Raw genomic sequence first — 10590 nt, forward strand, 5'->3', positions numbered from 1 at the left:
CCGTGGCTGGAGCACGCGCCCTATGGGCCGCGCCACGGACCGCCGGGCGCGGCGCCCGGCAGCCCCACGCCCGGTGGATACTGAACCCGGCTCGGACATGAAGGAGCTGTTGAGGATGGAGATGGCCGCGGTGTGGCAGATCGGCCAGGACGTAGGGAAGGAGCCGGACATCCGGGCGTTGCTGTGGTGCGAGGACCGTGGTCTGACGCCGTGCCGACCGGTGCCGGACACCGCGCTGCTGGCCGCCGATTCCTGGCTGGTCGACGAGGGGCGGGTGCGGGGCCTGGAACTGCATCGCCGCCGGTTCATCGCGGCCTGCGCGGAGGCGACGGGCGACTCTCCGGCGCGGATCGAGAGGTTCTGGCAGGAGGCGATCGACCTCCTGCCGCGCGCCGGTGCGTGGTTTCCGCGAGTGGAACTCGCCGGCCCTGAACCGGCCCGGCTGTTTCTGCGGATACGGCCCGCGCCGCCGCGCACCGAGAGCGTGGCCGTGTGGGTGAGCGAGGAGGCCGACCCGCGAGTCCTCCCCCACCGTAAGGGGCCCGACCTGTCCCTGCTGGCCGAACTGCGCGGGCGGGCCACCGAACGGGGGGCGCAGGAGCTGCTGCTCACCACGCCGGACGGGCTGGTGCTCGAAGGGGCGACGGCGAGTGTCCTGTGGTGGGACGGGGACATCCTGTGCCGCCCCTCCCCCGGGTTGCCACTGCTCGCGGGCGTGACATCGGCCCTGATCGAGGAGCGCGCCGCGCGGCTGGGCGTGCCCGTGGAGCACCGCCGGCCCACCGTGGCGGACCTGGACGGTCGCGAGGTGTGGTTCGTCAACGCCCTGCACGGCATCCGGCCGGTGACCGAATGGCTCGGCAGCCCGCTGCGCGCGGGCCCGGCCCGGCACGCGGCCTCCTGGCAGAACTGGCTCGACACCGCAGCGGAACCACTGAACGACACGAACGGAGCTTCCCGATGACCATGGCCCCCGGTACCGCACCGACTCGCCGGATGAATCTCAAGCAGCTGACGCCCAAGGTCTCGGCCGCGATGGGCGAACTGCACGCTGCGGCGGCGCTGGCCGCCTCCGAGGCAGGGCTCGAACCGGAGCTGCTGGAGCTGATCAGGGTCCGCGCGTCGCAGCTCAACGGCTGCGCCTTCTGTCTGGACCTGCACACCAAGGACGCCCGCGCCCACGGCGAGAGCGACCAGCGGCTCCACACGCTGAGCGCCTGGCGGGAGACGCCGTTCTTCACCGACCGGGAGCGCGCCGCCCTCGCGCTGACCGAGGCGGTCACCTCGGTTCAGGACGGGCAGGTGCCCGATGAGGTCTACCGGGCCGCGCGCGAGGTGTGGGACGAGCCGCAGGTGGCGGCGATCATCTGGGCCGCCGTCGTCATCAACGCGTACAACCGCATCGCGATCAGCACCCGGATGATCCCCGGCTAGTGCTCGGGTGGCGTCGCGCCCGTGACGGAAAATCAGCTGCGGGCGCGGCGTGGGCCCTGGCAGGCTGCCGCGGTGAATCGTGAAAAGATCTCCAGACTCGCCCACGCCGACCATCCGATCGCTTCCCCCATCGACGACGACGCGGTGCGCCGGCTGCTCGAAGTGGGCCTGCCGCGCGGCGACGAGCGGGTACTCGACCTCGGTTGCGGCGGTGGAGAGTGGCTGCTGCGCGCCTTGTCCGCACAGCCCAAGGTGCATGCCGAGGGCGTCGACATCTCCGAACCCGCCCTGGCGGACGCACGGGCGGCGGCCGAGCGCCTCGGGGTCGCGGACCGGCTCGTCCTCCACCAGCAGGGGGCCGACGGCTTCTCCTCACCGCACTCCTTCGACCTCGTGCTCAGCGTCGGTGCCGCCCACGCCTTCGGCGGGCTCCTCCCCACGCTCGCCGCGGCGCGCCGCCATCTGGCCCCCGGCGGGCGCGTCCTGATCGGTGACGGGTACTGGGAGCGCGAGCCGTCCCCGGAGGCCGTCGAGATGCTGGGCGACTTCGACGACCTGGCGACCACCGTGGACCGGGTCGTGGCCGACGGATGGACCCCCGTCCACGGGCACATCAGCACGCGCGGGGAGCTGGACGCGTACGAATGGGCCTGGACGGGTTCGCTGACCCGCTGGGCCCTGGACCACCCCGAGGACCCCGGCAGCGCCCAGGCGCTCGAGACGGCCGCCGACCACCGCACCGGGTGGCTGCGCCACTACCGGGACTCCTTCGGCTTCGTCCATCTGATCCTGCGCAGCACCGAGGCGTAGCCGAGGGCGCCCGCTCCGCCACGCCGCGGCCGATTGCCGTCGCGGGGCGGCACGTCCCTGGTTGAATCGCCCCGTACGGGGACGATTCACATCCCGTGTCGGCCGCGCGGGACCGGGACGCAGGAGGCGGTGGCGCCCACGTGAGCAGCACATCTCGCCCTCCGCATGGCCGACGCGCACGGCCCGTGGCCCGGGCCGGCCGCCCCGGCCATCGAGCCCGCGCCGCCGCATCACTGCGCGCGGCGGAGCGGCGGGGCGGGGCCGACCTGGTGCACCCCGGGCTGCGCCTCGCGGCGGCGTACGCATGGCGGCTGCTGGTGGTCGGGGCGCTCGTCTACGCGGCGTTCAAGGTGCTGGGGCGCTTCGAGCTCGTCGCGGTGGCGGTGTTCCTTGGGCTGGTGGTGACCGCGCTGCTGCGGCCGCTGGCCGACCTGTTGGAGCGGCTGGTCCCGCGGCCCCTCGCGGTGGCGGTGGCGCTGATCGGCAGCATCGTCGTGGTGCTCGGCCTGCTGGCGCTGGTGGGCAGCGTGGCGGCCGCGGAGGCGGGCAGGCTGGTGGGCGAGTTCCGCGGCGGGGTGGGCCGGATCAGCCGCTGGCTGGAGCAGCCGCCGTTCCGGATCAAACACGGCACGCTTCAGGGGCTGCACGAGCGGATCAGCACCTTCGTCGCGACCCACCGGGGGGCGCTGATCAGCCGGGCGCTCAGCGGCGCCAACCGGGTCGTGGAAGCGCTCACCGGCGCGGCCCTGGCCCTGTTCTGCTCGGTGTTCTTCATCTACGGCGGCGACCGGATGTGGCAGTGGTTTCACGCCCAGCTACCCGAGACCGCCCAGTCGCCATGGGACCGGGGGGCCCGGGCGGCGTGGTCCACGTTCGCGGGCTATACGCGCGGCATCATCATCGTGGCGGCCTCCAACGCGGCGATGGTGGGCATCGCCCTGTTCCTGCTGCGGGTGCCGCTGGCGCTGCCGCTGACGGTGCTGGTGTTCTTCGCCACCTTCATCCCCCTGATCGGCGCGCCCATCGCACTGGCCGTGGCGACCGTGGTGGCGCTGGCCGGGCGGGGCCCGGTCATCGCCGCCGCCGTGCTGGTGCTCATCGTCGTCATCGGCCAGATCGAGGGCCATGTGCTCCATCCGCTGGTGATGAGCTGGGCCGTGCAGCTGCATCCGGTGGTGGTCGCGATCTCGGTCATCGGCGGCAGCCTCGTCGCCGGGGTGATCGGCGCGGTCGTGGCCGTGCCGATGGTGTCGGTCGTCTGGTCGGTGGTACGTACGCTGCGCACCGAGGACTGACGGCGGCTCAGCCCGTGCCGTGGTGCGCGGGCGCTTCGCGGCGGGGAGGGAATTCCGGTTCCCCCGGCCGGGGGAAGGTGCCTCTGGCTCCCACGGGGGAGGCGGGCGGCGGGCGCCGGCCACCATACTTGCGCCCGTGTGGAGAGCGCCCCTCTGGAAACGACCCGTCCGGAAACCGCCCTTGCGGGTGGCGATCGGCCCGCTGTTGCGCGCGGACACCGCGCGGGGCTGGGTGTACGCGCTGGCCGGCGCGGCCTGGAGCCTGCCGCCGGTGGCGGTGGCGCTCGCCGTGACGGCGGGGGTGGCCCGGTCGTGGCCGGCGGGGCTTCGCTGGGTGTGTTTCGGGGCCGTGTTCGCGGCGCTGCTCACGGCCGGCGGCCGCCCGCGTGCGGTACGGGCACGGTGTGTGCGCCTGGCCAACCGGCTGCTGCGCACCGGGCTGCCCGCACCCGTCGCGTCTCCCGCCGCCGGTCCGCGTGACCTCGTACGCACCCCGGCGTGGCTGGCGCTGCACATGGCGGTGGGCTGGGCGGTGGTGGCCGTGACGGGTCTGCTGGGGATGTCGGCGGCGGTGCTGCCGGCGGTCTGGCTCGGCGGTGGCGAGCGGATCGCTCTGCTCGGTCTGTCGGTGCGGGTGGCGGGCGGTTGGCGGGGCGGATGGACCCCGCTCGCCGCGGTCGGCTGTCTCGCGGCGGCGGCGTGGCTGTGCGCGGGCGCGGTGGCCGTCCTGCGGTGGGTGGCCCCGGCCCTCCTCGGGCCCCGGCCGGCCGAGCGGCTGGCCGCGCTCGAGGAGCGTACGCGCCTGCTGGCCGGGCGCAACCGGCTGGCGCAGGAGTTGCACGACTCCATCGGGCACACCCTCACGGCCGCCACCATCCAGGCGGCCGTGGCCGCGGAGTTGATGGACCGGGAGCCGGAGGCGGCCCGGCGCGCGCTCAGCAGCATCGAGGAGTCCTCCCGCAGCGCGATGGACGACCTGGACCATGTGCTCGGCGTGTTGCGGGAGGGCAAGGCCCCGACGGCCCCGCAGCACACGCTCGGCGATCTGCGCGCCATGCTGGAGCGGGTGCGGCTGACCGGTACCGAGGTGCACGCCGACCTCGACGACGACTGGGCGCGGGTGCCGGCGGCCGTGTCACGGGAGGCCTACCGCATCGTCCAGGAGGGGCTGACCAACGCTCTGCGCCATGCCCACCGGGCGCCGGTGACGCTGCGCGTGGAAGTGACGGGCGACTGGCTGGAGGCGGAGATCGGCAACCCGATGGGCGGCCGCGCCCTCGGCCTCACCCGGCCCGGCCGGCGGGGGCAGGGCCTGACCGGAGTCGCCGAGCGCGTACGGCTGCTGCGCGGCGAGGTCAGCGCCGGTCAGGTGGCGGACGGCCGGTGGCGGCTGGTGGCCCGGATACCGCTACGGTCGGCGCCATGAACACCGCGCCCGTGACCGTGCTCATCGCCGACGACGAGGAGCTGACCCGCACCGGACTACGGGCCCTGCTGTCGGCCAAGCCTGACCTGGAGGTGGTGGGCGAGGCGGCGGACGGCGCCGAGGTGCTGCCTCTGGTCCGGGCCACTTGCCCGGACGTGGTGCTGATGGATGTGCGGATGCCCGGGATGGACGGCATCGAGGCCACCCGGCAGCTGCGGTCGGCCCTGGAGGACCCGCCGAAGGTCGTGGTGATCACCACCTTCGAGAGCGATGAACACGTCTATGACGCGCTGCGTGCGGGCGCCGACGGCTTCATTCTCAAGCGGACGCCGTCGCAGGCGATCGCGCACGCCATACGCCTGGTGGCCACGGGCGATTCGGTGCTCTTCCCCGACGCCGTGCGCAGGCTGGTGGCCGCCCGCCCGCTGCCCCCGGTCGGCCCGGCCGCCGGCCACGCGCCGCTGACCGCCCGTGAGACCGAGATCCTGAGGCTCATGGCCACCGGTCTGTCCAATCCGGACATCGCGGGCCGTCTGACGGTCAGTCTGGAGACCGTCAAGACCCATGTGAGCAATCTGCTGACCAAGCTGGGCGCCCAGAACCGCACCCAGGCCGTCATCCTGGCCTACGAGTCCGGCCTCGTCGTCCCCGGCGGCCGCTGAGTCGCGGGCGCACCGGGCGCGAGCGGATCATACGGCGTCTGAGGGAATCCCTAGAGGTTCTTTCGCGCCACACCCATCACTTCCATTGGTATGGACATATCAAGCTGGCGGGCTCTAGGCTCCTCCGCGATCGGCCATGAGAGCGCTCTCAGGTCTCCCCTGTTCTGCCCTCGTTTCGCAGCGCAACAGAAGGAGAACTGCCATGCGACGCACGACCGCCGTCCGTGTCGGTCTGTCCGCCCTACTCGTCCTCGGCTCCCTGACAGGCGCCGGCACCGCACTCTCCACCGCCGCGGCCACCCCCGGCCCCGACTCATCCGCGCCCTCCGCGAAGCTCGTCAGCACCCTCGCCCACGACTTCGGCCTGACGGAGGGACAGGCCAAGGCCCGTCTGCGTCAGGAGGCGGCGGCCATGAAGCTGGCGCCGAAGGCCGAGCGCGCAGCGGGCAAGGCGTTCGGCGGCTCCTGGTTCGACTCGGAGACCGGAAAGCTGGTCGTCGGCGTCACCAGCCAACAGCAGGCCGAGGCCGTGCGGGCGACCGGCGCCACCGCCCGGACCGTCCGGCACACCGCGAAGGAGCTCGACGCGGTGAAGGCGAGACTCGACGCGAAGGCCGGGAAGAAGGCCGCCCCGGCCGGGGTGAGCAGCTGGCGCGTCGACCCGAAGGCCGGCAGCGTGGTGATCTCCGTCCGCCGGGGGCCCGAGGGCGACGCCGCCGTACGCGCGTTCGTCGGCGTGGCGAAGGACCAGGCCAAGCGGGCGGGTTCGATCCCGGTCACGGTCGAGAAGGCCGCCGCGCAGGCGCCGAGCACCTTGGCCGCAGGCACGGTCGGCGGCGACCCGTACTACACCGGCAACGTCCGCTGCTCCATCGGCTTCTCGGTGCAGGGCGGCTTCGTCACGGCCGGACACTGCAGCGGGGCCGGCGCCTCCGTCAGCGGCTGGGACCGCTCGTACGTCGGCAACTTCCAGGGCTCGTCCTTCCCCGGCAACGACTACGCGTGGGTCAACGTCGGCAGCGGCTGGTGGACCGTCCCGGTGGTGCTCGGCTGGGGCACGGTGCCCGACGCGCTGGTCCGCGGCTCGGCGGAGGCTCCGGTCGGCGCCTCGATCTGCCGCTCCGGCTCCACCACCCACTGGCACTGCGGCACGGTGCTGGCCAAGAACGAGACGGTGAACTACAGCCAGGGCGCGGTGTACCAGATGACCAAGACCAATGTGTGCGCCGAGCCGGGTGACTCGGGCGGCTCGTTCATCAGCGGCGACCAGGCCCAGGGCGTGACCTCCGGCGGCTGGGGCAACTGCAGCAGCGGCGGGGAGACCTGGTTCCAGCCGGTGAACGAGATCCTGTCGGCGTACGGACTGCGGCTGCACACCGCCTGAGCCCGAGCGGCCTGAAGACAGGCGTGGGAGGCGGGCCTTGTCCGGCCCGCTTCCCACTGTCGATTACGGGCCACTGTCGATTACGGGGTCACACCCGCACCAGGTCCGCGATGTCCACGGGGCGTCCGGTGGCGAAGGACCGGTTGGCCGCCAGGCCCGCGGCCAGGGCGAGCGCACCGTCGGCCTCGTTCGCCCGCAGCCCCGCCGCGTCGCCGGTGTCGGGCGCGGCGTCGGGGTCGACGGGCCCGTAGAGGGCGTCCAGCATGCGCGCGTCGCCACCGCCGTGGCCGGCGTGGTCGTAGTCGGTGACGGCCACCTCGTGCGGGGGCTCCCACAGCGGGTGGACGGTGATGCGGTGGCCACCCGCGTTGGCGAGCGCGGTGTCGCCGTGGACCGCGCCCTTGGCGGAGGCGAGCCGGGCCCGGGGCGGCTGCCACAGGCTCTCCTCGACCTGAAGCTCGAGGCGGCCGCGCGTCCCGTTGAACATCACCCGGTAGCCCTCCCACGGCGAGTAGGCGGTGAGGTGGTACGTCATGGTGGCGCCGGTGGAGTAGCGCACCAGGAGCGCCATGTCGTCCTCGATGGTGATGTTGTCGCCGAACACGTTGCGGTCGCGCAGATAGCCGTCCTCGCCCTCGGCCCGCAGATACAGGGAGTTCAGCGCCTCGTTGTCCTCCAGGTGGACGGCGAAGGGATCGTCGGCCGCGGCCTGCGCCCCGTGGGCCCGGTCGTAGTCCCTCCGGTAGCCGGTGCGCTCCCCCGCCTCCCGGCCGTAGAAGGCGAGCCGCCCGTAGCCGAAGACCTGCTCGGGGCGGGCGCCGAGCCACCAGTTGACGAGGTCGAAGTGGTGGCTGGACTTGTGCACCATCAGACCGCCGCTGTTGGCCTTCTCGCGGTGCCAGCGGCGGAAGTAGTCGGCGCCGTGTCGGACATCGAGCAGCCACTCGAAGTGTACGGAGAGCACATCGCCGATGGCGCCTTCGGCCAGGAGCCGGCGCACCCGCTCATGGACGGGGTTGAAGCGGTAGTTGAAGGCCACGGAGAGGCTGTTGCCGGTGCGGCGCACCGTTTCCAGGATGCGGGCGCAAGCGTAGGCGTCGACCGTCATGGGCTTCTCGGTGACGACGCGTGCGCCGTGTTCCAGGGCGGGGACGATGTAGTGGTCGTGGAGCGCGTCCACGGTGGTGACCAGCACCTCGTCGATGTCCTCGGTGCGCAGCAGCCGTTCGAAGTCAGCCGCACCGTACGCGGTGGCCGCCGGGCGGCCCGCGGCGGCGAGCAGGTCGTTGTGGTGGGCGATCCGCACCGGGTTGGAGTCGCACAGGGCGGCGATGTGCAACTGCGGGCGGCGGGAGAAGGCTTCGGTGAAGGTCTGTGCTCGGTGGCCGGTGCCGACGATGGCGACGCGCCTGGCTGTGGTGGTGGCGGCCATGCGATTCCTCTCCCGCTGCTGGGCTGATTGAAGCTGCACGGAAGAGTTGCATTCGTTTACAGACGCGTCAACCAACACTCAACCATAGGTCCGATCTTTAGCGTCACACTCTCCCCTCTTACCTCCCAATCGCGCCTCACCCCTCCCCAGTTATCGGATGACTCTGTAACGTATCCGCCTCGGGAGGCAATCATGGCGAGATCTGTCAGACGCACCACCCTGGCTCTTCTGCTCAGCGCCGTGCTCGCGATGACGCTGTTCGTCACGGCACCCGCACATGCTCAGGACTCGACGTGGACGGTGAGCGGCCCCTCGGCGCGCTCCGGCCCACAGGCCCGACTACAACTCGACGCGACCACGGGCGCGCTGACCCTCCAGGTGTCGCGGGGCGGCCGTACGGTGCTCGAACCCTCGCCCCTCGGCATCCGCACCGAGGGCGCGGATCTGTCGCGGGGTCTGCGGCTGTCGGGGCACGAGCGCCGTGTGGTCGCGGAGCGCTACCGCGCCACCGTCGGCAAACAACGCGTCCGCGACGTACGCATGACCGAGACGAGGTTCCGTTTCCGCGGCGACGGGGGCGCCCGGCTCGACCTCGTGGTCCGGGTCTCGGACGACGGCGTCGCCTACCGCTATGTCCTGCCGAAGGGCAGCGGGGACGTCCTCGGCGAGACCTCGGCCTTCACCCTGCCCACGGACGCGACGGCGTGGCTCGGCGCCTACCGGCGCGACAACGAGAACCTGTTCAACCAGTACCCGGCGGCCACCGCGCCGACCGGCGAGTACATGGCACAGGCGCTGTTCGAGACGCGGGGCACCTACGCCCTGATCGCCGAGTCGGACCTCAGCGGCCGCTACTCCGCCGCCCGCCTGGTCCACGAGGCGGGCCTGCCCACCTATCGCATCGGGCTGTGGGACGAGCGGGTCACCTCCGACGGCGCGCTGAGCACACCGTGGCGGGCGCTGGTCGTGGGCGATCTCGCGACCGTCACGGAGTCCACCTTCACCGATGACCTCGCGCCCGCCTCGCGGGTCGCCGACACCTCGTGGATCCGGCCGGGGCCCGCCCTGTGGACCTGGCTGGCCGGGGGGAAACCCGCCGGGCAGAGCCTGTCCATGCAGAAGGGGTACGTGGACTACGCGGCCCAGCGCGGCTGGCCGTATGTGGTGGTCGACGCCGGCTGGTACTTCGACCCGGACCAGTGGGACGTCACCGACCCCAACTGGCAGACGAACAGCTGGATCCCGGAGCTCGTGCGCTACGCGCGGGAGCGCGGCGTCGGCATCCAGGTCTGGATCCACCACCGCGATCTGGACACGGCGGAGGAGCGTGAGCAGTGGCTGCCCACGCTGGAGAGATGGGGCGTGAAGGGGGTGAAGATCGACTTCATGGACTCCGAATCGCAGGACACGCTGCGCTGGTACGACGAGATCCTTCCGGCCACCGCCGCCCACCATCTGCTGGTCAACTTCCATGGCTCGACGATCCCCAAGGGCATCCAGCGCACCTGGCCGCATGTGATGACGATGGAAGGGGTCAACGGCGAGGAGAAGCGCGTCAACACCGCGCAGCACCTGACCACCCTCCCCTTCACCCGCAACGTCATCGGCTCCATGGACTTCACCCCGGGCGCCTTCCACCGCCCGCAGCGCCCGAACGCGGCGTCGGACGCGGGCGAGTTGGGTCTGTCCGTGCTGTACGAGTCGGGCATCCAGAACCTCGCGGGCACCCCCGAGTCGTATGACGCTCGCCCGCTCGCACGGGGCTTCCTCGAACAGCTCCCCGCGGCCTGGGACCGCACCCGGCTGCTCGCGGGGCGGCCCGGGGAGAGCGCGGTGCTGGCCCGGGCGAGCGGCGGGCGGTGGTTCATCGGCGGCACCTTCGCCGGCGCCGCGCACACCGCCGAGGTGCCGCTGCGGCTGGGGTCGGGCACCTGGCTGGTCGATCTGGTCCTCGACGGCCCCGACGGCCTGGTACGCGAACCTCGGGTGATGCGCGGCGGGGACACCCTGTCCGTACCGGTCGTGGCGGACGGCGGCTTCGCGGCCATCGCCTGCCGCTGGCACCCCGGCCGCACCAGCTGCGACCGGTCGGCCGCCTGAGCCGGGAGCCGACGCCACACGCCCCACCCGCCGCGCCGATGTGATCC

General features: G+C 72.6%; 9 protein-coding genes. 8 read left to right on the forward strand and 1 reads right to left on the reverse strand.

Going from position 1 to position 10590, the window contains the following annotated elements:
- Positions 1 to 121 precede the first annotated feature (121 nt).
- From ACWDSL_RS48845 to ACWDSL_RS48875, 7 genes are all read left to right on the forward strand, one after another.
- A complete protein-coding gene (locus tag ACWDSL_RS48845; protein WP_450495656.1) occupies positions 122 to 964 on the forward strand; it encodes an aminotransferase class IV in 843 nt (280 codons plus the stop codon).
- Entirely contained in the window at positions 961 to 1434 is a 474-nt protein-coding gene (locus tag ACWDSL_RS48850) for a carboxymuconolactone decarboxylase family protein (protein ID WP_450495643.1), read from the forward strand. Before ACWDSL_RS48845 ends, ACWDSL_RS48850 begins: the two co-directional genes overlap by 4 nt.
- 72 nt (positions 1435 to 1506) lie before the next feature.
- Entirely contained in the window at positions 1507 to 2244 is a 738-nt protein-coding gene (locus ACWDSL_RS48855; RefSeq protein WP_450495645.1) for an SAM-dependent methyltransferase, read from the forward strand.
- Positions 2245 to 2384: 140 nt separating this feature from the next.
- The gene (locus ACWDSL_RS48860; RefSeq protein ID WP_450495647.1) at positions 2385 to 3539 is read left to right on the forward strand and encodes an AI-2E family transporter; all 1155 of its coding nucleotides are present in this window, start codon (positions 2385 to 2387) and stop codon (positions 3537 to 3539) included.
- A gap of 187 nt (positions 3540 to 3726) precedes the next feature.
- On the forward strand, positions 3727 to 4965 hold the full coding sequence (locus tag ACWDSL_RS48865; RefSeq protein ID WP_450495658.1) for a sensor histidine kinase: 1239 nt from the start codon (positions 3727 to 3729) through the stop codon (positions 4963 to 4965).
- Positions 4962 to 5627, forward strand: coding sequence for a response regulator (locus ACWDSL_RS48870; protein WP_450495648.1), 666 nt, complete (start codon positions 4962 to 4964; stop codon positions 5625 to 5627). Before ACWDSL_RS48865 ends, ACWDSL_RS48870 begins: the two co-directional genes overlap by 4 nt.
- Positions 5628 to 5829: 202 nt before the next feature.
- Positions 5830 to 7011: a S1 family peptidase gene (locus tag ACWDSL_RS48875; RefSeq protein WP_450495650.1), complete on the forward strand. Its 1182-nt coding sequence runs from the start codon at positions 5830 to 5832 to the stop codon at positions 7009 to 7011.
- An 88-nt stretch (positions 7012 to 7099) separates the two neighbouring features.
- On the opposite strand, the gene ACWDSL_RS48880 is transcribed toward ACWDSL_RS48875, so the two are convergent.
- Positions 7100 to 8443: a Gfo/Idh/MocA family protein gene (locus ACWDSL_RS48880; protein WP_450495652.1), complete on the reverse strand. Its 1344-nt coding sequence runs from the start codon at positions 8441 to 8443 to the stop codon at positions 7100 to 7102.
- A gap of 192 nt (positions 8444 to 8635) precedes the next feature.
- Between ACWDSL_RS48880 and ACWDSL_RS48885 the strand changes: the two genes are divergently transcribed.
- Entirely contained in the window at positions 8636 to 10543 is a 1908-nt protein-coding gene (locus ACWDSL_RS48885) for a glycoside hydrolase family 97 catalytic domain-containing protein (protein WP_450495654.1), read from the forward strand.
- The last annotated feature ends 47 nt before the right edge of the window (positions 10544 to 10590 follow it).

Source organism: Streptomyces sp. NPDC000941 (assembly GCF_053599555.1).